The following is a 24,524-nucleotide window of genomic DNA, read 5'->3' as shown; positions in this document are numbered from 1 at the left end:
TGATTTGGAGAGGAATGTACATGGCACGTGTAGCGGTCGTCACTGGCGGCACCCGCGGTATCGGCGAGGCGATCAGCCTGGCGCTCAAGGAGGCCGGGGTCACCGTCGCCGCCAATTATGCCGGTAACGACGAGAAGGCCGCCGCCTTCACCGAGCGAACGGGGATCAAGGCGTACAAGTGGGACGTGGGCGATTTCGACGCCTGCGCAGCCGGCGTGCAGCAGGTGGAAGCCGAACTCGGCCCGGTCGACATCGTCGTCAACAATGCCGGCATCACCCGCGACGGCACCATCCTGAAGATGACCCGCGAAATGTGGGAAGACGTGATCCGCATCAACCTGGGCGGATGCTTCAACATGGCGCACGCGGTGTTTCCGGGCATGCGCAGCCGGAAGTGGGGCCGGATCGTCAACATCGGCTCGATCAACGGGCAGGCCGGCCAGTACGGCCAGGTGAACTATGCCGCCGCCAAGTCCGGCATCCACGGCTTCACCAAGGCGCTGGCACAGGAAGGTGCGCGATTCGGCGTGACCGTCAACGCGATCGCGCCGGGCTATATCGATACCGACATGGTCGCCGCGGTGCCTGCGGACGTGCTGGAGAAGATCGTCGCCAAGATTCCCGTCGGCCGTCTTGGCCAGGCGCACGAGATCGCGCGCGGCGTGGCATTCCTCTGTTCGGACGATGCCGCTTTCGTCACCGGATCGACGCTGTCGATGAACGGCGGACAGCACATGTACTGAACGAACAAGGGGGCCGGATCCTTGCGGATCCGACCCCCAACGTCTCTCGATACGCTACGCGAGAGCAACTGTACGCGTACAACCCGTTCTGGTTAGAGCGGTTCCCTTGAGCGAACGCTGAACGACTTGGTTATTTCCCGTTCATCTTCGCACCTGCAGCACTGGCGGGCGACACGGTAGCCGCTAAGAGAGGCGGATGCGCTTCCGGCTCCGTTTTCTCGCTTATCCGCCGATGGCGCTCTCGATTCTTTTCCTGACTGCATCTGGCAAGGAATTGCGGACGCCGATTGGCAGCGATCCGGTGATGCACGCCACACGCGTCCCGCTCGTACCCGGCGATCCCGGGCGAGAGACGGTGGGCCGGATGCGATATCTAGGAGGGGTGCGGCTCACCAGCCCGGATCTCGGCTTTTCCGGCTTCTCCGCGCTCAGCGTCGTCGGCGATCAATTCACCTTGCTCAGCGATCGGGGGAATCTGGTCCAGTTCCGCATGGGCGCGGACTGGAAGCCGGCGCAGGTGCGATTCGCGGAAGTGCCGGGCGGGCCGGGGAGCAGCGCCTTCAAAGGCGACCGGGATTCCGAATCGCTGACACGCGATCCGGTGACCGGCGAATTCTGGGTCGGCTTCGAGTCGCAAAATGCGATCTTCCGATTCGATCGCGATCTTCGGCGCACTTTGGGGCAGGCCTATCCCGAGGCGATGCAGCGCTGGCCGCGCAACGGCGGTGCCGAATCGATGGTGCGACTCGCCGACGGGCAATTTCTGGTGATCGGCGAGACGGCGCGGCTGCGCGGAGGCCCCGTCGAGCAGCGCGAGGTTCTGCTGTTTCCCGACGATCCCACCGTGGGCGATCGGCAGCCGATCCACTTCGCCTATATACCGCCCGCGGGCTATGATCCGAGCGATGCGGCGCTGCTGCCAGACGGTCGCCTGCTAGTGCTGGTGCGGCGATTTGCGGCGCGTTCGCTGTTCACCGTAAAGATCGAACTGGTCGATATCCGAGGCGTCAGGGCCGGCCAGGTGCTGCACGGCACCGAGCTCGCCGATTTCTCGCCGCCCTTCCAGCACGACAATTTCGAGGGGTTGGCGGTAAAGCGCGAGAACGATTCGCTGGTGCTGTGGATGGTCTCGGACGACAATGAGCAATGGTGGCAGCAGACGCTGCTGCTCAAGTTCCGGCTGGATCTCTAGGCTCCGGGATTCCGAACGCCGGACACGGAAAAACCCGCCACTGCCGTGCAGTAGCGGGCCAAACCGTTGATCTGAAGAGAGATCAGGCCGCTTCGGCGGTGCCGGCGGTCGCCTTGCGCACTTCGCGCTTCAGGCGACGGGCGCGGAGCGACAGATCGTCGTCGCTGCTCTTCAGGAGCCAGTTGTCCAGGCCGCCGACATGCTCGACCGAACGCAGGCCGTGCGTCGAGACGCGGAGACGGATGCTCTTGCCGAGCGAATCCGAGATCAGCGTCACGTTCTGCAGGTTGGGCAGAAAGGTGCGCTTGGTCTTGTTGTTGGCGTGGGAAACATTGTGTCCCACCTGCCGGCCCTTGCCGGTCAGCTCGCAAATGCGCGACATCGCTTCAAATCCTGAGTTGGGCGGTAAGCCGGAAAGGCCGCGCTGTTAGCGTCGATGCGCGTCGCAGTCAACCGATTCACGGCGGAATGCGCGCAACCTGCTCGCCACCGGGGCGTTGGGCAGGTGAAACGATAGGAGGAGATTGGGATGCGCGCAATCCTGGGGTTGCTGGGAATTCTGGTACTGGTCGCCGTCGTGCTGATCGCGCTGGGCTTTCTCAATGTCGACGTGCGCGGCGGCAAGCTGCCGACGGTGGCTGCCGAAACGGGCAAGGTCTCGGTCGGCGAATCGAACAGCACGGTGCGCGTGCCCACCGTCGAGATGAAGGACAAGCAGGTGAAGCTGCCGACCCTCGACGTGCAGAAGGCGCCGGAGCCGACGGCTACGCCGGCAAAGTGACGCCGGCAGCAAGTCGAATCGCGGCGGCGGCGTTGCTGCCGCCGTTCGGCGTCTATCTGGAAGAGGGTGCTGGGCGCCCCTTCCAGATCGCCTGCGGGCTGACCTTGCTCGGCTTCCTGCCGGGGGCGGGTTACGCGGTGTGGCGGCTGTTCCGCCGGCCGCAGCCTGCCGCCGCCTGAGCAGGGCGTGACCGCGCGGCGCGCGGCGGCTAAGCCGGGCGCGATGTTTCCCTTACCCCCTCCCATGCGTGCCGCGCTCGCCGCCGCCCAGGCTGCCGCCGAGCATGGCGAGGTGCCGGTTGGTGCAGCGATTGTGCGGCAGGGCGAGGTGATCGCAACCGCCGCCAACGCCCCGCGCGCGCTCCATGACCCCACGGCCCATGCCGAGATGCTGGCGATTCGCGCGGCGGCGGCGCTGCTCGGCCGTGATCGGCTGGAGGATTGCGACCTGTGGGTCACGCTCGAGCCCTGCGCAATGTGCGCCGGTGCCATCGCCCATGCCCGAATCGCCCGGCTCTATTACGGCGCGAACGATCCCAAGGGCGGCGCGGTCGAACATGGCCCGCGCCTGTTCGGCCAGCCCACCTGCCATCATCGCCCGGAGGTCTATCCCGGTATCGGCGAGGCCGAAGCGGGCGCGGTGCTGCGCGACTTTTTCCGCGCCCGGCGCTGAACCGCTGCCGCTGGCTGGGCGGCGGGAAAGGGTGTATCCTCGCGAAAAACGGGAGAGGTGCCGATGCCGCCGCTGCGTTGCCTTGCCGGAATCCTGCTGCTGTTGCCTGCCGCATCGTTCGCCAAGGAGCGGCCGATGCTGAGCTGGGGCAAACCCGGCGTCACGCTGGAGGCCTATCGTGCCGATGCCGTCGCCTGCGGGCGCCAGGGCTATTATCTCGACGTGTCGAACACCGAGGCGGCGAAGGTGTTCAAGCAGGCGTCGTCCCAGCTGGAGAATAACGAAGCCAGCATGTCGATGGGCGGCAGTCTTGATCGGACGATCCAGATCGCGAACGATTCGAGCCGAATCGTCGAGCGCACTCGGCCCGCGCAGCGCATCAAGGAAGTGCGGACGCTGCTGGAAGACACCGTTTCCAGCTGCCTGCGGGCGCGCGGCTATACCCAGTTCCAGCTCACCCCCGAGCAGCAGCGCTATGTGCAGTCGCTCAAGATCGGCTCTCCGGCGCGGCACGCCTATCTGCACGGGTTGGCCAGCAACCCCGCCGTCCTGGCGACACAGAAGCTCTAATTGGCCTTCGCTCTGCAAAAGGTTGTGAACAGGGCGCCGCTGCGGATATGAGGGCGGTGCACCATGAGCGCACCTTTTCCCTGGATCGACGTAGCGATCATCTTCGTGCTGATCGCGATCAACGGCATTTTCTCGATGTCGGAGCTGGCAATTGTCTCCGCCCGCCCTGCGCGGCTGGAGGCGCTGGCCCGGCTCGGCAATCGCGGCGCCAAGACCGCGATCGAGCTCGCGGAGGATCCCGGCAAGTTCCTCTCCACCGTCCAGATCGGCATCACGCTGATCGGTATCGTCTCGGGTGCCTATTCGGGCGCCAGCCTGGGTGAACCGGTGGCGCAGCGGATCGAGGCGTTCGGCATTTCCGCCGGGCTTGCCCATACGCTGGGGATCACGTTGGTCATTGGCCTGACGACCTATGGCTCGCTGGTGATCGGCGAGCTGGTGCCCAAGCAGTTCGCGCTGCGCTCGCCCGAGCCGATCGCCGCTGCGATGGCGCTGCCGATGCGCTGGCTTTCCTGGGGCACCGCGCCGATCGTGTGGCTGCTCGATTCGTCGAGCGGACTGGTGTTCCGCCTGCTCGGGCTCAAGCGCGAATCGGAGAATCGGGTCACCGCCGAGGAGCTGCACCTGATCGTCGCCGAGGCCAGCAAGTCGGGCGTGATCGAGGAGCATGAGCGCTCGATCATCTCGGGCGTGGTCCGCTTGGCCGACCGCCCGGTGCGCGAGGTGATGACGCCGCGTACCCAGGTCGACTGGCTCGACGTCGATCTGGACGGCGCGGGCATCCGCGAGGAACTGCTCGCCACCCCGCACACCCGTTTGCCGGTGGCGGAAGGCTCGATCGACGCGGTGATCGGCGTGGTGCAGGCCCGCGACATCGCCGCCGCGCTGTTCCGCGGCGAGCCGCTCGACCTGCGCAAGCTGATGCGCAAGGCCCCTGTGCTGCCCGACCAGGTCGACGCGATGGACGCGCTGACCGCGCTGCGCCAGGCCGAGGTTCCGATGGGGCTGGTGCATGACGAATACGGTCATTTCGAAGGCATTGTCACGCCCGCCAACCTGCTCGCGGCGATTGCGGGTGAGTTCGCCTCGGACGCCGAGCCCGGCGACAACCCCAATATCGTCGAGCGCGAGGACGGCTCGCTGCTGGTCGCGGGCGCGACCCCGGCGGACCAGTTGGCCGAGCGGCTAGGCATCGACCTGCCTGAGGATCGCGACTATGCGACCGTGGCGGGCCTCGCGCTCGCGGTGTTCAAGCATCTGCCGGTGGAAGGCGAGGTGTTCGAGCAGCAGGGCTGGCGGTTCGAGATCGTCGATCTCGACGGCCGCAAGATCGACAAGCTGCTGGTGAGCCGCGAGGGGGCGTAGGCATCACGACCCGGCGCGGGCAGTATCGTCCAGTTTCGGAAATCCCGCCTCCGCCCCTTATAGTTGCGCCCTCATTCGCCGCATGGTAGCGCCCGCGGCTTGAATGGGGCCATTCCGCGTCCCTAACTTCAGGCTTTTCGGGAACCCATGTTCGCCACTCCAGCATATGCACAGGCCGCAGGCGCGGCTGGTCAGGGTAGCACTCTGGCCGGGATCGCGTCGGTAGCGCCGCTCGTCCTGATCTTCATCGTCTTCTACTTCCTGATGATCCGTCCGCAGCAGAAGCGGATGCGGACCCTGCAGGACTCGCTGAAAGCGGTGAAGAAGAACGACACCGTGATCACCGCCGGCGGCCTGATCGGCAAGGTCACCAAGGTCGACGAGACCGAGGTCGAGATCGAGCTCGGCCCGAACGTCAAGGTCCGCGCGATCAAGTCGACGCTCGCCGAAGTGCGCCCGCACGGCGCCAAGCCCGCGAACGACTGATGCTGGATTTCCCGCGCTGGAAGGTCTGGTCGATCACCCTCGGCCTTGCCCTGATGGTCCTGCTCGCCGTGCCGAGCCTGGTGCCGGAGAGCATCCGCAACACTTGGCCGCACTGGGTGCCCAAGCCCGCCGTCAACCTCGGCCTCGACCTTGCGGGCGGTTCGTATCTGCTCCTCGAGGGCGATACGAGCGACGTCCAGCAGACCAAGCTCGAGCAGATGCGCGAGCAGGTCCGCCTGGCGATGCGCCGCGACCCGCGCGTGGACATCGGCGACATCTCGATCGCCGGCGGCAAGCTCAGCTTCATGGTCCGCGATCCCGGCAAGGTGGACGCCGCCCGCGAGAAGCTGCTGCCGATGACCAATGGCGTCGGCACCACCGGCCAGCGCGACTGGGAAATCCAGGTCGTCGATTCGACCCGCTTTGTGCTGACCCCCACCCAGGCGGGGCTGGCGCAGCAGATCGAAACCGCCATGAACGACGCGCGCGAAGTGGTCGACAAGCGCATCAACGCACTCGGCACCCGCGAGCCGACCGTGATCCGCGAAGGCAGCAACCGCATCGTCGTGCAGGTCCCCGGCCTGCAGGATCCCAGCCAGCTCAAGGCGCTGCTCGGCAAGACCGCCAAGCTCGAGTTCAAGCTGGTCGACACCAGCGTGACCCCGCAGCAGATCGCCGCGAACGACATCCCCGTCACCTCGCAACTGCTCCAGTACGAGAATGGCGCGCCGATCGTGGTCAACCGCACCGCGATGATCACCGGCGACATGCTGGTCGACGCCAAGCAGAGCTATGACCAGCAGGGCCGTCCCGACGTGACGCTCCAGCTCGACGGCGCGGGCGCCAAGCGCTTCGCCCGGGTGACGACCGAGAACACGCAGAAGCCCTTCGCGATCATCGTCGACAACAAGGTGATCTCGGCGCCGAACATCAACGAGCCGATCCTCGGCGGCAGCGCCTCGATTTCGGGCGGGTTCACCGTTGACAGCGCCAACCAGCTCGCCATCGCACTGCGCTCGGGCAAGCTGCCGATCAACCTGAAGGTCGTGCAGGAATCGACCGTCAGCCCCGAGCTCGGCAACGACTCGATCCGCGCCGGCGTCACCGCATCGGTGATCGCGATCGTCGCGGTGATCGTGTTCATGGTGCTCACCTATGGCCGCTTCGGCGTCTATGCGAACATCGCCGTGACGCTCAACGTGCTGGTGATCCTGGCGGTGATGGGCATGCTCAGCGCGACGCTGACGCTGCCCGGCATCGCCGGCTTCGTGCTGACCATCGGTACCGCGGTCGACGCCAACGTGCTGATCAACGAGCGTATCCGCGAGGAACGCCGCCGCGGTCGCAGCGTGATGCAGGCGGTGGAGCTCGGCTACAAGGAAGCTAGCCGCACCATCTTCGAGGCCAACGTCACCCACGCGATCGCCGGCGCGATCATGCTGGTGCTCGGTTCGGGCCCGATCCGCGGCTTCGCGGTGGTGCTGCTGATCGGTATCGCCAGCTCCGTCTTCACCGCCGTGGTGTTCACGCGCATGCTCGTCACGCTCTGGCTGCGCCGCAAGCGCCCGAGCGAGATCCACATTTAAGGAAGCGCCGACATGCGGCTCCTCAAGATCGTTCCCGACAACACCAATATCGGCTTCGTCCGCATCCGGTTCATCGCGTTCGCGATCACCGCGCTGCTGACCGTCGCCGCGATCGGTCTGGTCGCGGTGCACGGCCTGAACTTCGGCGTCGACTTTGTCGGCGGCGTGTCGATCGAGGAAAAGTTCACCTCGGCGCCGCCGCTCGACGAGCTGCGTTCGACGGTGAACCAGCTCGGCTATGGCGAGGCGGTCCTTCAGGACATGGGCGGCAAGAACGTCGTCACCATTCGCCTGCCGGTGCCCAAGTCGAACGATGCGGGCGCGACCAACGCGATGGTCGAGCGGGTGAAGGGCGCGGTCGCGGCCAAGTTCCCGGGCGCTACCTTCTCGACCTACTCCACCGTCTCGGGCAAGGTTTCGAACGAGCTGATCCGCAACGGCGTGCTCGCCGTGGCGCTGGCGATCATCGGCATCGCGATCTTCTCCTGGCTGCGCTACGAATGGCAGTTCGGCGTCTCGACCGCGGTCGCCATCCTGCACGACGTGCTGATGACGCTGGGCTTCTTCGCGGTGACCGGCATGGTGTTCGACCTGAACATCGTCGCCGCGGTGCTCACGATCATCGGCTATTCGATCAACGACAAGATGGTGATCGACGACCGCATTCGCGAGAACATGCGCAAATACCGCAAGATGGGGATGAGCGAGCTGATCGACCTGTCGGTCAACGAGACGCTGCCGCGTACCGTGATGACCTCGCTCACCATCCTGCTGGCGCTGGCCTCGCTGCTGGTGTTCGGCGGGCATGTGCTGCGCGGCTTCACCTCGGCGATGATGCTGGGCATCGTGGTCGGTACCTATTCGTCGATCTACGTCTCGTCCTCGCTGCTGATCACGCTGGGCCTCAAGCCCGGCGTGAAGCCTGAAAAGGGCGAGTCGATCGCCGACAATGCCGAGCGCGTGGCGCCGCGCGAGCGTCCTTGACGTGAAGATCGAGCGGCGCAGCGCCGAAGGGCCGCTGATCTCCGGCTTTTCGGGCGGCGGCTTTCGGGTGGACGAGAATGTCTATCACGGGCTGATCATCACGCCGCAGCGCGCGGACGGATGGTCGCCCCCCGCAGTGGCCGCGCTGACCGAGGCCGATCTCGAACCCGCCTTCGCGCTCGATCCCCGGCCGGAATTCCTGCTGCTCGGCACGGGTGCCACGCTGATCCGGCCGCCGCTTGCCCTCGTGAAGGCGCTGGAGAAGCGCGGTATCGGCATCGAGGCGATGGACAGCCGCGCGGCGGCGCGTGCCTGGGGCGTGCTGCGCGCCGAGCTCCGCTGGGTCGCGGGCGCGCTCTACCCGCTCGCCTGAGCTTCCTCGGCGAACAGCGCCGGTAGCGTTCGTTCCAGCCGCGCCAGCGCCACCTCCCAGCGATCGGGATCGAACGGTCGGGCAAGGCGGGCGAGCAGGTCATCCTCGGGCGCTAGCGGATCGAAGGTATCGTTCAGCAAATATTGCGCGAACCAGAGCCGCGCCGCTTCGGGATCGGGACGGCGCGCGCGACTGGCGGTGATGTCGGCAACGAACGGCTCCAGCGCATCATAGCTGTTGAGCCAGGCGCCGCTGTCGAAGCGCGAATGGCGGTGCATCGGCACGCCGAAGAACGCGGCCAGGGCAAAGGTCTTGGAGTCGCCGACCAGCATGCCGTCGGCATGGCGCGCCATCGCCAGCGTGGCGGGCTGCATGCCAATGCGAGGGGGCAGCAGCACGACACTGTCGCAGTCGGTCACCGCAGCGATCAGCGGGGCGGCATCGACATGCGCGTCGTTGAGCGGATGGTTGGTCACCGCCAGCGTGCAGCGACCGCCCAGCAGCGCCGAGATTTCGCGGACCAGCGCAGCATTGGGTTTGGTGCCCAGCCGGTGCATCGCAAAGAAATTATCCTCGGTCTCGCATTCGAGCGGGAGCAGCAGCAGCGGGCGATCCTCGGGGATGTCCAGCCGCGCGAACAAGATGGCGCGGTCGTCCGGCGTCGGCGCGAGGCTGCGTTGGAGCCGCTCCCAGGCAGGCGCGACCCCGGCCCGCAGGCGATCGGCCTCGGCGGGCGTCATCTCCGCGAGCAGGCCATGGTCGTGCGGGCGCTCGGCAAGCAGGATCCAGCGCGGCGGGGGCGCGAAGGGCTCGTAGCGGCCCTCCATCAGCAGGCGGACGGTGCCGGGGAAGTGTCGCACGGTCTCGTGATCGGCGGTGCGGCACAACACCACGTCGGGCGCGAGATCTCGGACGAAGCCGATCAGCCCCTCCGCATCCTCGGGCGCGGTGCGGGTGCTGGGATGGTCGGGGCCGTCCATGATGTACCAGCGCAGGTCCGGCAGATCGGCGCAGCGGGCGAGTTCCTCCGGCCCGATGCCGGTGCCGCGCCAGGGCGCGGGGGCGAGGACATGGAGCTCATGGCGCTCGGCGGCGAGGCGGCGCAGCATCGGCTCGACGATGTGGACGAACCACCAGTTGGTCACCATCGGCAGGTAGAACAGGATTCGCTGGCGCTGCTCGGGGTGCGGGAGGGGCGGCAAGGGAACTCCGTCGGCGAAGGGACCTGCCTTGCTTATAGGCCCGCATAGCCGAGGATAACATGTGGCCGGCGCAATTTGCCGCAGGCGGCCCGTGCGTGGGCCTCAGGCGTGCCCTACCGATTCGAGCGCTGCGTCGGCCGTCATGGCATCAGGCGCCAGCAGCCAGGCTTCGGCGCCTTCGATGCTGTCGAAATACTGGGCGTCGCGGTCGCTCGCCGCGCGCTTGATCTGCATCCGCGCCAGCGACTGCGCGACAACGATGGCGAGGCGCCGCGAAGCGAATTTGGGATTGTTCAGCACATGCTTGAACGATTCGACGCTGTCCTGCGACTGGATCTTCATGCCGCGGATATCGACCAGCGTGACATGCGCGTTGGCCGGGCATTTCAACTGGTGATGCGCGTGATCCCGCGCCGCGACAAAGCGGACGATATCCTCCATCGCGAAGAAGCCCGACATCTCGATTCGGACGAGGCTCTTGGACGCGTCGACGTCGATGGAGAAGGTAGCTTCCATGGGTTCCGATCCGGCAGCATTGCGAACCCGCGCGACGCGGGCTTGGCGGTCGGAGCCTATGGACGCGCACGGCCGCGCTCAATTCCGTATCGTTCCTAAGGGCTTGTGAAGGTACGGTCCGTCCCGGTCACGATCCAGACGCTAAATTCCGCGCCCGGCACCCTCGGCTGCTGGCAAGATCGTCACAATGATCCGCCGATACCGCGTGAGCGCCGGCGTGCCCTTGTCGGTCACCGCCACGACGAAATGCAGGGTTTCGGGCTTCTCCACCACCGGTGCCGTCGCATTGGCGCGGTAAACATTTTCGGGGCGGTTGATCGGCACCGGCGGCTTCCAGCTGCCCGCCTCGGGATAGGGGAACCAGGCGAAGGACAGGCTGTCGCCGTCCGGGTCGGTGCTCGGCGAGGCGTCGAGGAGGATCTTCTCGCCCGATTGGACGGTCAGCCGGTCGGCATGGGCGAGGCGGGGGACCGGCGGGTGGTTGGCCTCGGCGAACGGACGCGTCGTCCAGGCGATGCGCGCGGCCATGTCGTTCTGATAGGCATCGCGCCAGCGCCACACCGTCACCATCGGCCCGCGGAAGGTCTTCTCCGACGCGACCGGCCGCGAATAGTGCGTCGGCATCATCGGCGTGTAGGCGTCGTCGGCGTTGGTCCAGATCGGCCGCGTCTCGGGCGCTAGCGGGATGCCGCCGGTGACGGTCTCGCCGGGCGGGAAGGGGCGGGGGAGATAGCGCTCGTAGCGCCCGCCCCAGCCGCCCCATTCGGGATGCTCGGGCGTGCTGAGCCCCGTGGGGATCAGGTTGAGGAACGAGGGCGTGTCGCCCTCCACCGTCCAGGCGACGTCGGGGTAGAGCGCGCCCAGGGGGCCATGCCCCTGCTGGATGTTGCGGGCGATCCAGTCGTTGGAGACCACGCCATTGTCGGTCCCCTCGATCGGCGTGCTCATGCCCGTCCAGCTGCCGTTGCTGTAGGGGCCGGTGCTGACGATGTAGAAGAGGTCCGGAAATTCGCGGCGCAGCCAGGCACCCGAATCGTCCTGGTCGGAGATGGTGTAGACGCGCAGCTTGGCAATCAGCCGTGCCGCCTCGGCGGGGCTGCGGGTGGCGCGGAGGGTGTACAGCGCCTGTGCCAGCGTGTTCGCGCCGCCCCACACCGCCACCCACAGCGGCCGCGGATCGGGGCGTTCGAGCGCGCGGAGCAGCAGCGCGGACCCGGCGCTGTCCTTGCCCGTGCCGACGCTGGCCATGCCATAGCCGGGCTGGCCGCTCTGGATCAGCGCCAGCAGTTGCGTGGGCGACGGATAGCCGGGCGCATTGCGCAGCAGGTTGGGCTGGACCTTGCCATAGCCGGCGACGATCCGTCGCATCGTTTCGGGCTGCGGATCGGTCTTGAGCCAGATCGAGGTGGTGGCGATCAGCCCCTCGATGTCGATCTCGTTGGCGTAGAGCAGCAGGCGGATCAGCGACTCACTGTCGTCTGCCTCCGCCTCGATGTCCGACAGGACGATCAGCCGCTGCTTCTCGATCACCGGATCGCTTGCCGCGTGCGCGGGTACCGCCACGGCGAGCACCGCCGCCAAACCGATGCCAAACCCTTGCATGCGCCACCCCTCTCCCGTTTCCGAAGCCTAGAGGGGCGGGGCGGCGCCTGTCACGGAAAAGCTGCGGGCCTCAGCCCTTCGCCGCCTGGTACTTCGCGCGGAAATCATTGGCGAAGGCGGTGAGCCGCTGTTCCTCGATGGCGGCGCGCAGGTCCGCCATGAGGGCCTGGTAGAACCAGAGATTATGCTCGGTCATCAGCATCGCGCCCAGGATCTCGCCGGCGCGGACGAGGTGGTGGATATAGGCGCGGCTCCAGGTGCCGCACACCGGGCAGGGGCAGGCGGGATCGAGCGGGCCCTGGTCCTCGGCGAACTTGGCGTTGCGGATGTTGATCGGACCGGTGCGCGTGAACGCCTGGCCGGTGCGGCCCGAGCGGGTGGGCAGCACGCAATCGAACATGTCGATGCCGCGCTCGACCGCGCCGACGATGTCGTCGGGCTTGCCGACCCCCATCAGGTAGCGTGGCTTGGTCTCGTCGAGCTGGCCGGGAGCATAGTCGAGCACGCCGAACATCGCCTCCTGGCCCTCGCCGACGGCAAGGCCGCCGACCGCATAGCCGTCGAAGCCGATGTCCTTCAGCGCATCGGCGCTTGCCTTGCGCAGCCCCTCGTCGAGTGCGCCCTGCTGGATGCCGAACAGCGCTGCGCGGGCGGCATGCTCCTCGCCCGAATCGAAGCCGGCGCGGCTGCGCTTGGCCCAGCGCATCGATCGCTCCATCGCCTTGGCCTGCACCTCGCGGGTCGAGGTGGTCGGCACCAGCTCGTCGAACGCCATGACGATGTCCGAGCCGAGCAGCCGCTGGATCTCCATCGAGCGCTCGGGGCTCATCATGTGGCGCGAGCCGTCGAGGTGCGAGGCGAAGGCGACGCCTTCCTCGCTGCGCTTGGTCAGCTCGGAGAGGCTCATCACCTGGTAGCCGCCCGAATCGGTGAGGATCGGGCGATCCCAGCCCATGAACTTGTGCAGGCCGCCAAGGCGCGCGACGCGCTCCGCGGTGGGGCGCAGCATCAGGTGATAGGTGTTGCCGAGCAGGATGTCGGCGCCCGACGCGCGCACGTCCTGTGGCTTGACGGCCTTGACGGTGGCGGCGGTGCCCACCGGCATGAAAGCGGGGGTGCGGATCTCGCCGCGCTGCATGGCGATGGTGCCGCGACGCGCCTTGCCGTCGGTGGCGTGGATGGTGAACTGGAAACGGGGCATGCGTGGCTATTGGCGCGTTTGAGGCCGGAATCCAAGGGAGGGCCGTGTGGCGGAACAGGACGACGAGTTGCGGGCGATGGCAACGCATCGCGGGCTGAAGCTGGTCAAGTCGCGGCGGCGCAAGGCGGGGGGGGACTTCGGGCTCTATGGGCTCAAGGATGCGGGCGGGGCGGAGGTGTTCGGCTTCGGGGCGGACGGGCTGACGGCGGATGCCGAGGCGATCCGCGGTTTCCTGCGCGGGGGCATGCGGAGCGACTGGAGTACGTCGGTCGAGACCACGCCGGGGCCGAAGCGTGCGGCCAAGCCGAAGCCAGCGCCGAAACCGAAGCCCGTGCCGCCGCCCAAGCCGCGCTTCAAACCGGAAGTTTCCAACCTCCTGCGCGATCTGCCCGAAGCGAAGGAGGACGAGGCGTTCGACGATCTGCTCAAGCGCCCGGGCGTGCGGATCGAGCGGATCGTCTCGCGGGGGCAGGCGACGCCCGAGGATGCGCCGATGGTACAGGACTGGGACGAGTGGGTGGTGCTGCTCGAAGGCGCGGCCGGCATCCGAGTCGAGGATTCGGCCGAGGTGCGGCTCGGGCCGGGCGACCATCTGCTGATCCAGGCGGGCCAGAAACATTGGGTGACATGGACCGCGCGCGACCGGCCGAGCGTTTGGCTCGCCGTACACCTCGATGGATAGGAGCAGCACCCATGGCCGAACCCCTCAACCCCGGCGACGACGCCGCCCCCGGCACGCCCGGCACCGGCGAAGACATCTGCCGACGCTGCGGCGGCTCGGGCCGGATCAATAGCGGCGAATGCCCGAACTGCGGCGGTAGCGGCAAGGTGGTGGAGGGTATCGGCGGGGGCTAACCATGCCTCTGCGAAAGCAGGGGCCTAGGGTCGCGGGCGACTCACTCTCCGACCCTGGGCTCCTGCTTTCGCAGGAACACTAGGAATTACGGCAGCAGCAGCCCTGCCAGCGCAGCCGACATCAGGTTCGCGAGGCTCCCCGCGATCAGCGCCTTGATTCCCAGCCGCGCGATTACCGGGCGCTGGTTGGGCGCCAGGCTGCCGGTGGTCGCCATCTGGATCGCGATCGAGCTGAAGTTGGCGAAGCCGCACAGCGCAAAGGTGATGATCGCCTTGGAGCGCGGCGCAAGGTCGGTCGCCTTGCCCAGCTCGATGAAGCCGACAAATTCGTTGAGCACCACCTTGGTGCCGAACAGCCCGCCTGCCGTCAGCGACTCGTGCCACGAGATGCCGAGCAGATACATCACCGGCGCGAAGATCGCCCCGATGATCGCCTGGAAGCTGAGGCCCGGATGGCCGAACCAGCCGCCGACCATGCCGAGCAGCCCGTTGGCCAGCGCCACCAGCGCCACGAAGGCGAGCACCATCGCGCCGACCGCCACCGCGATCTTCACGCCGGTCGACGCACCATTGGCCGCCGCCATGATGATGTTGGCCGCGCGTTCCTCCTGGAAATCCTCCTCGGCGACGCGGATCACCTCGTCCTCGCCCGACATCGGGGCGTCGACGACCGCGGGCTCGTCCGGCATGATGATCTTGGCCATCATCAGCCCGCCCGGCGCCGCCATGAACGACGCGGCGAGCAGATAGGGGAGCGACGCCGGCCCGAGCAGGCTGGCATAGGCAGCGAGGATCGTCCCCGCGACGCCCGACATGCCGACGCTCATCACCGCGAACACCTGCGAGGGGGTGAGGCGGGCGAGATAGGGGCGGATGACCAGCGGCGCCTCGCTCTGGCCGACGAAGATGTTCGCCGCCGCGCAGAGCGATTCGACCTTGCTGACCCCGGTCACCTTCTCGATCGCGCCGCCGATCCAGCGGACCACCAGCTGCATGATGCCGACATGGTAGAGGATCGAGACGAGCGCGGCGAAGAAGATGATCACCGGCAGCGCCGCGATGGCGAGGCTCTGGCCCCCCAACTCGGGCTTGGCGAGGTTGCCGAACAGCAACTGGGTACCCGCGCTGGCATAGCCGAGCAGTGCCGAGACGCCGTTCGCCATGCCGTGCAGCGCCACCTGGCCCCAGCCGGTGCGCAGGACGATGATCGCCATGCCCGCCTGGAGCAGGAAGGCGGGGACGACGACGCGCAGGCGGATCGCCCGGCGGTTGCTGGAAAGCAGGAAGGCGATCGCCAAAATCGCCAGCACCCCGAAAATGCCGATCGGGAAATGAGTCATTCTGAAGTCGATAGTCCCCACCGCCGGCGGAATCGCGGCCAGCAAACCCGCCGACCATACACGCGACGGCGCATCTTGCCAGCCGCTTGCGTTGGTCGGGGCTGGGACAGGCGTGCTGCTCTAGTCGTCCAGCCCGACGGCGAAGGCTAGCCGCAGCGCTTCGGAGAGGCTGCGCGCCTCCAGCTTGGCCATGGCGTTGGCGCGGTGGACCTCCACCGTACGCGGCGAAATGCCCAGGTCATAGGCGATGGTCTTGTTCGGATAGCCGCGCGCCAGCCCGCGCAGCACGTCCTGCTCGCGCGGGGAAAGCAGGGCGATGCGCCGTTCCGCCTCCGCCCGGCTGGCAAGCGCGGCGTCGCCTTCCTCCAGCCGCTCGAAGCCGCGTTCGAGCGCCTCGACCAGCGCGTCCTTCTCGAACGGCTTTTCGAGAAAGTCGATCGCGCCGCCCTTCATCGCCGCCACCGCGGTGCCGACATCGCCGTGGCCGGTCAGCACGATTACCGGCAGCTTGACGCCGCGCTTGGCGAGTTCGGCCTGAACCTCGATCCCGTCCATCTCTGGCATGCGCACGTCGAGCAGGATGCAGCCGGGTTTGGCGCCGCCCACCTTGCCGAGGAAATCGACGCCCGAGCCATAGGTGTCGACGTCAAAGCCCGAGGTGCGCAGCATGAAGCTCGTCGAACGGCGGACCGACTCCTCGTCGTCGACCAGATGGATGCGCTTGCGCTCGCTCATGCGGGTTCCTCGTGTGCGGACATCAGGGTGAAGTTGAAAATGGTCCCGCCCTCGGCACGGGGCTCGGCCCAGATGCGGCCGCCATGTGCCTCGACGATGGTGCGGCAGATGGACAGGCCGAGGCCCATGCCGCGCTCCTTGGTGGTGGCAAAGGCCTGGAACAGCTTCGGCGCCTGTTCGGGGGCGATGCCGGGCCCGGTATCCGCGACCCAGACGCGGACCAGGTTGCGCGGTGCCACTTCGGAGCCGATGGTGATCTCGCGCACCGGGCTTTCCGCCATCGCCTCGATCGCGTTGCGGATCAGATTGACCAGTACCTGCTGGATCTGCACCCGGTCGCACAGCACCGCGGTGGCGTGCGGATCGAGCGCGTAGAAAGCGCGCACGCCGAGCTCGCGCGACCCGGTGAGCGCCAGCCGGCTGGCCTCGTCGATGAGGCGGGGGAGGTCGACCAGCCCCATGTCCGCCTCGCCCCGCGCGACGAACTCGCGCAGCCGCCGGACGATGTTGCCGGCCCGCAGCGCTTCCTTGACCGATTCCGCCATCGCTTCCTGGATCATCGCCTGATCCTCGGGATCGTCGCTGTCGCGCGCCATCAGGTTGCGGCCGGCTTCGAGATAATTGGCGATGGCGGTCAGCGGCTGGTTGAGCTCGTGCGCCAGCGTCGAGGCCATGGTGCCCATCGCCGAGAGGCGCGAGACATGGATCAGCTCGGACTGCAGCTCCTTGAGCCGCAGCTGCGAGCGTTGCTCGTCGGTCAGGTCGCGGATGAAGCCAGTGAAAATCCGCTGGCCTTCGCTGCTCGCCTCGCCGACCTGCAGCTCCATCGGGAAGTCGGTGCCGTCGCGCCGCTGGCCGACGACGATGCGGCCGATACCGATCACCCGCCGCTCGCCGGTGGTCAGGTAGCGCGCGAGATAGCTGTCGTGCAGCTGCGCGTCGGGTGCGGGCATCAGCATGCTGACGTTGCGGCCGATCACCTCGGCTTCCGTCCAGCCGAACAGCCGCTCGGCGGCGGCGCTGAACGAGAGCATGGTGCCCTTGGCGTCGATCACCACCATCGCCGAGGGCACGGTGGCGAGGATCGAGCGCAGGTGGAGCGCGCTACCGGCGAGCGCGGTCTGCGAAGCCTTGTGGTCGGTGATGTCGCGGAACACCTCGGCATAGCCGCGCAGGGATCCGTCCGCATCGACGAGCGCCGAGAGCTGCACTTCCGCCAGATATTCGCTGCCGTCGCGCCGGATGCGCCAGCCTTCCTCGATCAGCCGGCCGGCGGCGCGGGCCCGTTCCAGGTCGCGCGCGGGCTTGTCGGCCTTGGCCTCGGCGGGGGGATAATGGACCGCGACATCGGCGCCGCTCAGGTCGGCGGGTGTCCAGCCGTCGAGCAGCTCGACGCCGCGGCTCCAGCTGGCGATCCGGCCATCGGCGCCGAGCAGGAGCACGCCGCGATCGGTCGATGCTTCGAACAGCAACGCCATCGCCGCGGGATCATGAGCGGGCCGATTCGTCATAAACTCCGATGCTTGAACGGTTTCCTTCGCATGCCTGTACGCGCCCTCCTGCTTACACGCTAGGATTTGATCGCGGTCAAAGTAAAGGACGGGTAACTACGGGATACTTCCGCCCTTACTTGATGGAGGCGGAAATGCTCGACGTCATCGGCAGCAATTACCTCTACATGGTGATGGGGGCGATGGGCGTGTTCACCCTCGCGCTCGCGTTCGTCAGCCTCAGCGAGTACATGCATCCGCGCGATCAGTGAGCGCACCGGGCTTCCCCCGCGCGGCGCGGGGCGCTAGCGCGGTTGCATGACTGCGAACCTGTCGATCGCCGGCCTCGAACTGGGCGGCACCAAATGCGTGGCCACTTTGGGCAGCGGCCCGGGCGACGTGCGCGAACAGCATGTCGTGCCGACCACCGATCCGGCGACCACGCTCGCTGGACTCGAGGCCGTGCTCGACGGCTGGTCCTTCGACGCGATCGGTATCGCGAGCTTTGGCCCGATCGAACTCAATCCGGCGCGGCCGAATTTCGGGTCGATCATCGCGACGACCAAGCCGGGGTGGAACGACACCGATCTCACCCGGCGCCTGTCCGCGCGCTACGGCAAGCCGCTGGCGATCCAGACCGACGTCAATGGCGCCGCGCTGGCCGAGGCGCGCTGGGGTGCCTCGGCGGGGCTGTCGACCCATGCGTACATCACCATCGGCACCGGCGTGGGTGTGGGGCTGGTCGCCAATGGCCGGCCGATCATGGGCTATGCGCATGGCGAGGCGGGGCACATGCGCTCGGCCCGCGCGCCCGGTGACAGCTTCGCGGGCTGGTGCCCCTATCATGGCGACTGTGCCGAGGGGCTGCTCTCCGGCCCGGCGCTGGCGGCGCGATTCGGTCGGCCGGGGCAGGAGGTTGCCGACGACGCGCCCGAGTGGGATTATTTTGCGCACGACCTCGCTGCGCTGCTCCACAATCTGATCGTTAGCCTCGCGCCCGAGCGGATCGCGATCGGCGGCGGGGTGATGACGCGGCGGCCGCAGCTGTTCGGCGCGGTACGCGCGAAGGTGGCGGCGAGCATCAACGGTTATGGCGCGCTGGCGGGCTACACCGCCGAGCTCGACACGCGCGTCGGTCCGCCCGGACTGGGCGACATGGCGGGACCGCTGGGCGCGATCGCGATGGGGCTCGAAGCGCTCGATCGGTGAGCTTGGGCGCTTTGGGGGTTGCGTCCTGCGGCCAAGCGGCATACAGGGCGCACCCTCGGTCGGGGCGTAGCGCAGCCTGGTAGCGCATCACACTGGGGGTGTGGGGGTCGCAGGTTCGAATCCTGTCGCCCCGACCAAGCCACACCCAAGCAATCCTAAAAATCGCCGGATCGTTGCGCGGATGCGCCCTTAGGGGAACGCCCCCTTTGCACGCTCGCACCCGCCACCCATATGCGCGTCCATGAGTGACAAGAACGCTGCGTGGCACGGCACGACGATCCTCTCCGTGCGCAAATCCGGCAAAGTGGTGATCGCAGGTGACGGCCAGGTTTCGGCCGGCAACACCGTGATGAAGCCCAACGCCCGCAAGGTCCGCCCCTTAGGCGACGGCAAGGTGATCGCGGGCTTTGCCGGCGCCACCGCCGATGCCTTCACCCTGTTCGAGCGGCTGGAGGCCAAGCTGGAGCGCCACCACGGCCAGCTGCTGCGCGCGGCGGTGGAACTCGCCAAGGACTGGCGGACCGACAAATATCTCCGCAATCTCGAAGCGATGCTGCTGGTCGCCGACAAGGACGTGACGCTGGTGATCACCGGCAATGGCGACGTGCTCGAGCCCGAGGCGCACGAGCATGGCACCGTCGCAGCGATCGGCTCGGGTGGCAATTTCGCGCTCTCCGCGGCGCGCGCGCTGATCGAGTATGAGCCCGATGCCGAAGTCGTCGCGCGCAAGGCGATGGCGATCGCCGGCGAGCTGTGCGTCTACACCAACGACCGGCTGACCGTAGAGACGCTGGACGCGGCCAACTGACTTCTTCTCCCCTCCCGCGTGCGGGAGGGGCCGGGGGTGGGCGCTCGCTCTCCTCCAAAGACTTCGCTCGCGGATGGCGGGCGCCCACCCCTAGCCCCTCCCGCAAGCGGGAGGGGGATGAGTACGACATGAACCAGAACCTCACCCCCAAGACGATCGTCGCCGCACTCGATGCGCACATCATCGGCCAGAAGGACGCCAAGAAGGCCGTGGCCGTCGCGCTGCGCAACCGCTGGCGCCGGCAGCAGCTCTCGGCCGACCTCCGAGACGAGGTGACGCCGAAGAACATCCTGATGATCGGGCCCACCGGCTGCGGCAAGACCGAGATCAGCCGCCGCCTTGCCAAGCTGGCCGACGCGCCCTTCGTGAAGGTGGAAGCGACCAAGTTCACGGAAGTCGGCTATGTCGGCCGCGACGTCGAGCAGATCGCCCGTGACCTGGTCGAGGAAGCGATCCGGTTGGAGAAGGAGCGTCGTCGCTCCGCCGTGAAGGACAAGGCCGAGGAAGCGGCGATGGGCCGCTTGCTCGACGCGCTGACCGGCAAGGATTCGAGCACCGCGACGCGCGAGGCGTTCAAGCAGCGCTTCAACGAGGGCCTGCTCGACAACACCGAAGTCGAGATCGAGGTCGAACAGGCGCCGCAGATGCCGTTCGACATCCCCGGCGGCGCGCCGCAGATGATCAACCTGTCGGAGATGATGAAGGGCCTGACCGGCACGCCGCTCAAGCGCCGCAAGCTCAATGTCCGCTCCGCCTGGGAAAAGCTCGTCGAGGAAGAGGCCGACAAGCGGCTCGACCAGGACGAGGTGAGCCGGGTGGCACTGGCGGATGCCGAGGCCAACGGGATCGTCTTCCTCGACGAGATCGACAAGATCGCGGTGTCGGACGTGCGCGGCGGATCGGTGAGCCGTGAGGGCGTGCAGCGCGACCTGCTGCCGCTGATCGAGGGCACCACGGTCGCGACCAAGTACGGCCCGATGAAGACCGACCATATCCTGTTCATCGCGAGCGGCGCCTTCCATGTCGCCAAGCCTAGCGACCTGCTGCCCGAGCTGCAGGGCCGCCTGCCGATCCGGGTGGAGCTCAAGGCGCTGACCGAGGAGGATTTCGTCGCGATCCTCTCCGACACCAAGGCGAGCCTGGTGCGGCAGTACGCCGCGCTGCTCGGCACCGAGGGCGTGTCGATCGACTTCACCGAGGACGGCATCCGCGCAGTGGCGAAGATCGCCGCCGAGGTGAACGCCGAGGTGGAGAATATCGGCGCCCGCCGGCTGCAGACGGTGATGGAGAAGCTGCTCGAAGAGGTCAGCTTCGAGGCCGAGGACCGCTCGGGGAGCGCGGTGGTGATCGACGCGGCCTATGTCGACCAGCAGCTGGCCAGCGTGGCGCGGAACACGGACCTGAGCCGCTACGTGTTGTAAGTTGAAATGTTTAAGCCCCTCCCCTTCAGGGGAGGGGTTGGGGTGGGGCAGGGTCTCACCGAGACCAACCTAGGTTCTGGAATCCCTCCACCCCCAACCCCTCCTCCGAGGAGGAGGGGCTTAGTTCTTTACAACTTCATCCCCCCTTCGCGCGCGTGTACGGCGTGAATTTCCCCATCCGGCAATACGCACTCGGGATGCTCATCCCTGGCGCCAGCACGCGGAACTGGTCGTTGCGGCAGAGCTGGCTGCCGCGCATCTCGACGATCACCGTGCTCAGCGGCGCGAGCGACGGGCATTCGGACGCGAGATCGTTGCGATAAAGCCGCGCGCCCTGGCGATACACCAGGGTCCGCGTGTCGATGATCTGCGGGCCGTCGGTAAAGCCGGGGTTGATGCAGTCCTGCGGCTTGCCCGGCACCCGGTCACCTAGCGCGCTGGCCAATTCGCGGCGCGCCTGCGCATCGCGGCTGGCCTGGTAGTCGGCATTCTGGGCGCAACCGGCAAGCGCGAGCGCGCCGATCGTGATCGTAATGGCGAAGCGCATTGTCTCTCTCCTCGCCGATCCTACGACTCAGCCGGCAAAATTATCCTTCGCGGCGCGGCGTTCGGCGAGCATGCGCGCATCGGCGGCGCGGAGAAAGGGGTTGGTCGCCCTTTCGGCGGCGATCGTGGTCGGCACCGTCGCCTCGCCCGCGGCGCGCAGCCGCTCGACCTCGGCCATGCGGTCCCGAATCGCCGCATTGTCCGGCTCCGCCACCAGCGCGTAGCGGCCGTTCGACAGCGTATATTCGTGCGCGCAATAGACGATGGTGTCGTCGGGCATCGCGGCGAAGCGCTGCATGGCGGCGAACATCTGCTCAGGCGTTCCCTCGAACAGCCGCCCGCAGCCCATCGCGAACAGCGTATCGCCGACGAACGCCAGCGCGTCTTCGGCGAAGTGATAGGCGATGTGGCCCGCCGTATGCGCGGGCACTTCCAGCACCGTCGCGACATGGCGGCCGATAGCCACCGTATCGCCCTCGCCGACCAGCCGGTCGGCGGTGGGGATCTTCGCGGCCTCGGCGGCCGGTGCGATCACGGTGCAGCCGGTCGCCGTCTTGAGCGCGGCGTTGCCGCCGGTGTGATCGGGATGCCAATGGGTGTTCCAGATCGCCGAGAGCTGCCAGCCCTGTTCGGCCAGCGCCGCCAGCACCGGCGCCGCGTCGCCCGGATCGACCACGATCGTCTCCGCCGACTCGGTATCGTGGACGAGCCAGATGTAATTGTCGGTAAAGGCGGGGACGCGGACGATCCGGAGCGTGGTCATGGCCTCACCACTCGCCCGTGTTGGGCATCGACGCCCAGGGCTCCTGCGGCGGCAGGCTGCCGTTCTGGAGCAGCTCGATCGAGATCTTGTCGGGCGTGCGGACGAACGCCATGTGACCGTCGCGCGGCGGGCGGTTGATCGTCACGCCGGCGTCCTGCAGCCGCTGGCAGGTTTCGTAGATGTTGTCGACCTGGAAGGCGAGGTGGCCGAAATTGCGGCCGCCGGTATAGTCCTCCGGATCCCAATTGTGGGTCAGCTCCACCTCGGCGGTGCCGCGGCCGGTTGCCGGATCGATATCCGCTTCGCTGGCGAGGTAGATCAGCGTGAAGCGGCCCTTCTCGCTGGTGATGCGGTGGGTCTCCTTGAGGCCCAGCAGCTCGAAGAATCGGATCGTCGCGTCGGGATCGGTGACGCGGATCATGGTGTGGAGGAACTTCACGGGGCACTCCCTGGCTTGTCTCTGCCTGCCAGATAGGGGCGCCCCGTGCTGCGTTCCACCGCTACTTGGCCGGCGCCGCGTCGAACTGGGCAAGCGCGGCGCGCGCTGCGGTCGCCTGCGGGCTGCTCGGCGCGGCGGTGACCACCTTGTTCCAGGCCACCTTGGCACCGGCTTCGTCGCCGCTCGCGGCAGCGATGTTGCCGGCCTCGAGCTGGACGGCGGCATCATCGCCGGCGCGCTTCACCGCCTCGGCGATGTCCTTCTGCGCGCGGGGCAGGTCGTTCATCCGCCGGGCGAGCGTGGCCGAGAGCAGCCAGGCGAGCGGATCGTCCCCGGCCTTGGCGATCGCCACGTCGATATCGGCCCGCGCTCCGACATTCTCGCCCGAGGCGACGGCGGTGCGGGCGCGGTCAAGATAGGCCTCGCCCAGCGCCAGGCCCTTCAGCTGCCCGCTGGCCAGCGCGGCGTTGATCGCGGCGCGCGCCTTGGGCGGCTTCTTGGCGGCGAGCCAAGCATTGCCCGCCTGGGTCCAGTAGACTGCGGCGCGGGGGCCGTCCTTCGCGGTCTCGGCCTCGCCCGCGGCTTCCTCGAAGGCGGCGGCGGCCGAGTCCCAGCGGCCCTGGTTGGTATAGGCAACCGCAAGGCACTGGCGGGCGAACATGCCGCCCTTGTCGGTGCCCCATTTCACCGCCTCGTCGATCGCGGCGGCGGGATCGCCGGTGGCGAGGTCCATGCACTTGGTGAAGCGCGGCGGCTCGCCGGCGGGGGCCGGCGCGGCGGCCTTGGCGGCGGCGGCGCGCGCGCGCTCGGCATCGCGCAACACCGGGCCGGACCTGGGCGCGATGGCGGCAGGAGTCTGCTGCTGGGCGATCAGCAGGAGGAGGGGGAAGAGCATGCGATCAATACGTCCTCGGTAGCGCGGAGCAGCAGGCGGATGTCGGCGTCGCGCGACAGGCGGTGGTCACCGCCCTTGACCAGCGTTACCTGCACATCGTCTGAACGAAGCGTGTCGGCAAGCCGCAGCGCCAGTTCCCATGGCACTTCCGCGTCGCGCTGGCCCTGGAGCAGGCGCACCGGTCCGTCAAAGGCGATCGGCGCTTCCAGCATCAGGTTCGCCTCGCCCGAGGTCCAGAAGGGCAGGGTGGTGACCATCGGCTCGGGGCCATAGTCGCTCGGCTGCTCCAGCCGGCCCTCCGCCGCGAGCGTCGCCTTCTCCGCCTCGGTGAAGCCCCAGCGGGTGAAATCGGGCGCGGCGGCGATGCCGACCATGCCGACCACGCGTTCGGGCCGGGCCTGCGCCACCAGCAGCATCAGCCAGCCGCCCATCGACGAACCGACCAGCACCACCGGCCCTTCCACCAGCGTGTCGATCATCCGCAGCGCATCGTAGCGCCAGCTCGCCAGCGTCTGGTCCTCGAAATCGCCCGGGCTTTCGCCGCAGCCTGCATAGTCGAAGCGGAGGAATGCCTGTCCGCGGTCGCGTGCCCAGGCCTCCATCGCCAACACCTTCGATCCCTGCATGTCGGAGCGATAGCCGGGCAGGAAGACGAGGGTGGGGGAGGCACCGGGCGTGTGGTGATGGGCGAGCTTGGTCATGCCCGGCGGTGTAGCCGCTCCCGCCTTTCGCCGCCAGTGACGGAACCGA

Annotated in this window: 29 protein-coding genes and 1 tRNA gene; 17 read left to right on the top strand and 13 right to left on the bottom strand. The window is 67.7% G+C overall.

Annotated elements, in window-relative coordinates:
• Nucleotides 1-20 precede the first annotated feature (20 nt).
• Both phbB and ABIC35_RS12075 read left to right on the top strand, forming a co-directional pair.
• Nucleotides 21-743: an acetoacetyl-CoA reductase gene (gene phbB, locus ABIC35_RS12080; RefSeq protein WP_121078933.1), complete on the top strand. Its 723-nt coding sequence runs from the start codon at nucleotides 21-23 to the stop codon at nucleotides 741-743.
• 196 nt (nucleotides 744-939) lie between these two features.
• The gene (locus ABIC35_RS12075; RefSeq protein WP_121072118.1) at nucleotides 940-1,935 is read left to right on the top strand and encodes an esterase-like activity of phytase family protein; all 996 of its coding nucleotides are present in this window, start codon (nucleotides 940-942) and stop codon (nucleotides 1,933-1,935) included.
• Between the two features lie 82 nt (nucleotides 1,936-2,017).
• Here ABIC35_RS12075 and rpmB read toward each other — a convergent pair whose 3' ends face one another.
• Nucleotides 2,018-2,317, bottom strand: a complete 300-nt coding sequence (gene rpmB, locus ABIC35_RS12070) for a 50S ribosomal protein L28 (protein WP_093296900.1) — start codon at nucleotides 2,315-2,317, stop codon at nucleotides 2,018-2,020.
• Nucleotides 2,318-2,464: 147 nt separating this feature from the next.
• Between rpmB and ABIC35_RS12065 the strand changes: the two genes are divergently transcribed.
• The 9 genes from ABIC35_RS12065 to ABIC35_RS12025 all read left to right on the top strand — a co-directional run bounded on the left by ABIC35_RS12065 (nucleotide 2,465) and on the right by ABIC35_RS12025 (nucleotide 8,752).
• Complete coding sequence (locus ABIC35_RS12065; protein WP_121072116.1) at nucleotides 2,465-2,716, top strand: hypothetical protein; 252 nt, start codon at nucleotides 2,465-2,467, stop codon at nucleotides 2,714-2,716.
• Nucleotides 2,713-2,895, top strand: coding sequence for a YqaE/Pmp3 family membrane protein (locus tag ABIC35_RS12060; protein ID WP_121072114.1), 183 nt, complete (start codon nucleotides 2,713-2,715; stop codon nucleotides 2,893-2,895). The genes ABIC35_RS12065 and ABIC35_RS12060 overlap by 4 nt, the downstream gene beginning before the upstream one ends.
• Before the next feature lie 64 nt (nucleotides 2,896-2,959).
• The gene (locus ABIC35_RS12055; protein ID WP_121072112.1) at nucleotides 2,960-3,388 is read left to right on the top strand and encodes a nucleoside deaminase; all 429 of its coding nucleotides are present in this window, start codon (nucleotides 2,960-2,962) and stop codon (nucleotides 3,386-3,388) included.
• Nucleotides 3,389-3,451: 63 nt separating this feature from the next.
• Nucleotides 3,452-3,958: a hypothetical protein gene (locus tag ABIC35_RS12050; RefSeq protein ID WP_121072110.1), complete on the top strand. Its 507-nt coding sequence runs from the start codon at nucleotides 3,452-3,454 to the stop codon at nucleotides 3,956-3,958.
• A 63-nt stretch (nucleotides 3,959-4,021) separates the two neighbouring features.
• Nucleotides 4,022-5,323 (top strand): hemolysin family protein, encoded by a 1,302-nt coding sequence (locus tag ABIC35_RS12045; RefSeq protein ID WP_121072108.1) that lies wholly within the window; start codon nucleotides 4,022-4,024, stop codon nucleotides 5,321-5,323.
• Between the two features lie 147 nt (nucleotides 5,324-5,470).
• On the top strand, nucleotides 5,471-5,809 hold the full coding sequence (gene yajC / locus ABIC35_RS12040; RefSeq protein WP_121072106.1) for a preprotein translocase subunit YajC: 339 nt from the start codon (nucleotides 5,471-5,473) through the stop codon (nucleotides 5,807-5,809).
• Nucleotides 5,809-7,395: a protein translocase subunit SecD gene (gene secD / locus ABIC35_RS12035; RefSeq protein WP_121072104.1), complete on the top strand. Its 1,587-nt coding sequence runs from the start codon at nucleotides 5,809-5,811 to the stop codon at nucleotides 7,393-7,395. The genes yajC and secD overlap by 1 nt, the downstream gene beginning before the upstream one ends.
• 12 nt (nucleotides 7,396-7,407) lie before the next feature.
• Entirely contained in the window at nucleotides 7,408-8,379 is a 972-nt protein-coding gene (secF, locus tag ABIC35_RS12030; protein ID WP_121072102.1) for a protein translocase subunit SecF, read from the top strand.
• Nucleotide 8,380: 1 nt separating this feature from the next.
• On the top strand, nucleotides 8,381-8,752 hold the full coding sequence (locus ABIC35_RS12025; RefSeq protein WP_121078931.1) for an Mth938-like domain-containing protein: 372 nt from the start codon (nucleotides 8,381-8,383) through the stop codon (nucleotides 8,750-8,752).
• On the opposite strand, the gene ABIC35_RS12020 is transcribed toward ABIC35_RS12025, so the two are convergent.
• The 4 genes from ABIC35_RS12020 to tgt form a co-directional block, all read right to left on the bottom strand.
• Nucleotides 8,737-9,954, bottom strand: a complete 1,218-nt coding sequence (locus ABIC35_RS12020) for a hypothetical protein (RefSeq protein WP_121072100.1) — start codon at nucleotides 9,952-9,954, stop codon at nucleotides 8,737-8,739. The genes ABIC35_RS12025 and ABIC35_RS12020 overlap by 16 nt on opposite strands.
• A 102-nt stretch (nucleotides 9,955-10,056) precedes the next feature.
• Entirely contained in the window at nucleotides 10,057-10,470 is a 414-nt protein-coding gene (locus ABIC35_RS12015) for a hypothetical protein (RefSeq protein ID WP_121072098.1), read from the bottom strand.
• Nucleotides 10,471-10,611: 141 nt separating this feature from the next.
• A complete protein-coding gene (locus tag ABIC35_RS12010) occupies nucleotides 10,612-12,072 on the bottom strand; it encodes a DUF1593 domain-containing protein (protein WP_121072095.1) in 1,461 nt (486 codons plus the stop codon).
• 70 nt (nucleotides 12,073-12,142) lie between these two features.
• Nucleotides 12,143-13,273: a tRNA guanosine(34) transglycosylase Tgt gene (tgt, locus tag ABIC35_RS12005; RefSeq protein ID WP_121072093.1), complete on the bottom strand. Its 1,131-nt coding sequence runs from the start codon at nucleotides 13,271-13,273 to the stop codon at nucleotides 12,143-12,145.
• 46 nt (nucleotides 13,274-13,319) lie between these two features.
• Between tgt and ABIC35_RS12000 the strand changes: the two genes are divergently transcribed.
• On the top strand, nucleotides 13,320-13,955 hold the full coding sequence (locus tag ABIC35_RS12000; protein WP_354278455.1) for a cupin domain-containing protein: 636 nt from the start codon (nucleotides 13,320-13,322) through the stop codon (nucleotides 13,953-13,955).
• An 11-nt stretch (nucleotides 13,956-13,966) separates the two neighbouring features.
• Nucleotides 13,967-14,128, top strand: a complete 162-nt coding sequence (locus ABIC35_RS11995; protein WP_183049249.1) for a hypothetical protein — start codon at nucleotides 13,967-13,969, stop codon at nucleotides 14,126-14,128.
• Nucleotides 14,129-14,214: 86 nt separating this feature from the next.
• Here the strand turns inward: ABIC35_RS11995 and ABIC35_RS11990 are convergent, their stop codons facing one another.
• The 3 genes from ABIC35_RS11990 to ABIC35_RS11980 form a co-directional block, all read right to left on the bottom strand.
• A complete protein-coding gene (locus ABIC35_RS11990) occupies nucleotides 14,215-15,468 on the bottom strand; it encodes a NupC/NupG family nucleoside CNT transporter (RefSeq protein WP_121072091.1) in 1,254 nt (417 codons plus the stop codon).
• Nucleotides 15,469-15,588: 120 nt separating this feature from the next.
• Nucleotides 15,589-16,203 (bottom strand): response regulator transcription factor, encoded by a 615-nt coding sequence (locus ABIC35_RS11985; protein ID WP_121072089.1) that lies wholly within the window; start codon nucleotides 16,201-16,203, stop codon nucleotides 15,589-15,591.
• On the bottom strand, nucleotides 16,200-17,714 hold the full coding sequence (locus ABIC35_RS11980) for a PAS domain-containing sensor histidine kinase (protein WP_183049248.1): 1,515 nt from the start codon (nucleotides 17,712-17,714) through the stop codon (nucleotides 16,200-16,202). The genes ABIC35_RS11985 and ABIC35_RS11980 overlap by 4 nt, the downstream gene beginning before the upstream one ends.
• Before the next feature lie 297 nt (nucleotides 17,715-18,011).
• On the opposite strand from ABIC35_RS11980, the gene ABIC35_RS11975 reads away from it, so the two are divergent.
• The 4 genes from ABIC35_RS11975 (at nucleotide 18,012) to hslU (ending at nucleotide 21,131) form a co-directional block, all read left to right on the top strand.
• Nucleotides 18,012-18,902 (top strand): ROK family protein, encoded by an 891-nt coding sequence (locus ABIC35_RS11975; protein ID WP_121072085.1) that lies wholly within the window; start codon nucleotides 18,012-18,014, stop codon nucleotides 18,900-18,902.
• Nucleotides 18,903-18,962: 60 nt separating this feature from the next.
• Nucleotides 18,963-19,039 (top strand) — tRNA-Pro (locus tag ABIC35_RS11970).
• Between the two features lie 104 nt (nucleotides 19,040-19,143).
• On the top strand, nucleotides 19,144-19,710 hold the full coding sequence (hslV, locus tag ABIC35_RS11965; RefSeq protein ID WP_121072083.1) for an ATP-dependent protease subunit HslV: 567 nt from the start codon (nucleotides 19,144-19,146) through the stop codon (nucleotides 19,708-19,710).
• 128 nt (nucleotides 19,711-19,838) lie between these two features.
• Nucleotides 19,839-21,131, top strand: a complete 1,293-nt coding sequence (hslU, locus tag ABIC35_RS11960; protein ID WP_121072081.1) for an ATP-dependent protease ATPase subunit HslU — start codon at nucleotides 19,839-19,841, stop codon at nucleotides 21,129-21,131.
• Between the two features lie 136 nt (nucleotides 21,132-21,267).
• Here hslU and ABIC35_RS11955 read toward each other — a convergent pair whose 3' ends face one another.
• From ABIC35_RS11955 to ABIC35_RS11935, 5 genes are all read right to left on the bottom strand, one after another.
• Complete coding sequence (locus ABIC35_RS11955; RefSeq protein ID WP_183049247.1) at nucleotides 21,268-21,678, bottom strand: hypothetical protein; 411 nt, start codon at nucleotides 21,676-21,678, stop codon at nucleotides 21,268-21,270.
• Between the two features lie 27 nt (nucleotides 21,679-21,705).
• Nucleotides 21,706-22,440: a hydroxyacylglutathione hydrolase gene (gene gloB, locus ABIC35_RS11950; protein ID WP_121072079.1), complete on the bottom strand. Its 735-nt coding sequence runs from the start codon at nucleotides 22,438-22,440 to the stop codon at nucleotides 21,706-21,708.
• A gap of 4 nt (nucleotides 22,441-22,444) precedes the next feature.
• Entirely contained in the window at nucleotides 22,445-22,879 is a 435-nt protein-coding gene (locus ABIC35_RS11945; RefSeq protein ID WP_121072077.1) for a VOC family protein, read from the bottom strand.
• A 61-nt stretch (nucleotides 22,880-22,940) separates the two neighbouring features.
• The gene (locus ABIC35_RS11940) at nucleotides 22,941-23,774 is read right to left on the bottom strand and encodes a tetratricopeptide repeat protein (protein WP_121072075.1); all 834 of its coding nucleotides are present in this window, start codon (nucleotides 23,772-23,774) and stop codon (nucleotides 22,941-22,943) included.
• Entirely contained in the window at nucleotides 23,750-24,475 is a 726-nt protein-coding gene (locus ABIC35_RS11935; protein WP_121072073.1) for an alpha/beta fold hydrolase, read from the bottom strand. Before ABIC35_RS11935 ends, ABIC35_RS11940 begins: the two co-directional genes overlap by 25 nt.
• Nucleotides 24,476-24,524 lie beyond the last annotated feature (49 nt).

This window comes from Sphingomonas trueperi, from assembly GCF_040545965.1.
GTDB classification, from domain to species: Bacteria; Pseudomonadota; Alphaproteobacteria; order Sphingomonadales; family Sphingomonadaceae; genus Sphingomonas; species Sphingomonas trueperi_C.
This window is presented reverse-complemented; position numbering and strand designations above follow the sequence as displayed.

Coding starts and splice junctions, on each gene's coding strand:
- phbB (WP_121078933.1), top strand. CDS start 21: ATGGCACGTGTAGCGGTCGTCACTGGCGGCACCCGCGGTATCGGCGAG.
- ABIC35_RS12075 (WP_121072118.1), top strand. CDS start 940: ATGCGCTTCCGGCTCCGTTTTCTCGCTTATCCGCCGATGGCGCTCTCG.
- rpmB (WP_093296900.1), bottom strand. CDS start 2,317: ATGTCGCGCATTTGCGAGCTGACCGGCAAGGGCCGGCAGGTGGGACAC.
- ABIC35_RS12065 (WP_121072116.1), top strand. CDS start 2,465: ATGCGCGCAATCCTGGGGTTGCTGGGAATTCTGGTACTGGTCGCCGTC.
- ABIC35_RS12055 (WP_121072112.1), top strand. CDS start 2,960: ATGCGTGCCGCGCTCGCCGCCGCCCAGGCTGCCGCCGAGCATGGCGAG.
- ABIC35_RS12050 (WP_121072110.1), top strand. CDS start 3,452: ATGCCGCCGCTGCGTTGCCTTGCCGGAATCCTGCTGCTGTTGCCTGCC.
- ABIC35_RS12045 (WP_121072108.1), top strand. CDS start 4,022: ATGAGCGCACCTTTTCCCTGGATCGACGTAGCGATCATCTTCGTGCTG.
- yajC (WP_121072106.1), top strand. CDS start 5,471: ATGTTCGCCACTCCAGCATATGCACAGGCCGCAGGCGCGGCTGGTCAG.
- secD (WP_121072104.1), top strand. CDS start 5,809: ATGCTGGATTTCCCGCGCTGGAAGGTCTGGTCGATCACCCTCGGCCTT.
- secF (WP_121072102.1), top strand. CDS start 7,408: ATGCGGCTCCTCAAGATCGTTCCCGACAACACCAATATCGGCTTCGTC.
- ABIC35_RS12015 (WP_121072098.1), bottom strand. CDS start 10,470: ATGGAAGCTACCTTCTCCATCGACGTCGACGCGTCCAAGAGCCTCGTC.
- ABIC35_RS12010 (WP_121072095.1), bottom strand. CDS start 12,072: ATGCAAGGGTTTGGCATCGGTTTGGCGGCGGTGCTCGCCGTGGCGGTA.
- tgt (WP_121072093.1), bottom strand. CDS start 13,273: ATGCCCCGTTTCCAGTTCACCATCCACGCCACCGACGGCAAGGCGCGT.
- ABIC35_RS11995 (WP_183049249.1), top strand. CDS start 13,967: ATGGCCGAACCCCTCAACCCCGGCGACGACGCCGCCCCCGGCACGCCC.
- ABIC35_RS11990 (WP_121072091.1), bottom strand. CDS start 15,468: ATGACTCATTTCCCGATCGGCATTTTCGGGGTGCTGGCGATTTTGGCG.
- ABIC35_RS11985 (WP_121072089.1), bottom strand. CDS start 16,203: ATGAGCGAGCGCAAGCGCATCCATCTGGTCGACGACGAGGAGTCGGTC.
- ABIC35_RS11980 (WP_183049248.1), bottom strand. CDS start 17,714: ATGACGAATCGGCCCGCTCATGATCCCGCGGCGATGGCGTTGCTGTTC.
- ABIC35_RS11975 (WP_121072085.1), top strand. CDS start 18,012: ATGACTGCGAACCTGTCGATCGCCGGCCTCGAACTGGGCGGCACCAAA.
- hslV (WP_121072083.1), top strand. CDS start 19,144: ATGAGTGACAAGAACGCTGCGTGGCACGGCACGACGATCCTCTCCGTG.
- hslU (WP_121072081.1), top strand. CDS start 19,839: ATGAACCAGAACCTCACCCCCAAGACGATCGTCGCCGCACTCGATGCG.
- ABIC35_RS11955 (WP_183049247.1), bottom strand. CDS start 21,678: ATGCGCTTCGCCATTACGATCACGATCGGCGCGCTCGCGCTTGCCGGT.
- gloB (WP_121072079.1), bottom strand. CDS start 22,440: ATGACCACGCTCCGGATCGTCCGCGTCCCCGCCTTTACCGACAATTAC.
- ABIC35_RS11940 (WP_121072075.1), bottom strand. CDS start 23,774: ATGCTCTTCCCCCTCCTCCTGCTGATCGCCCAGCAGCAGACTCCTGCC.
- ABIC35_RS11935 (WP_121072073.1), bottom strand. CDS start 24,475: ATGACCAAGCTCGCCCATCACCACACGCCCGGTGCCTCCCCCACCCTC.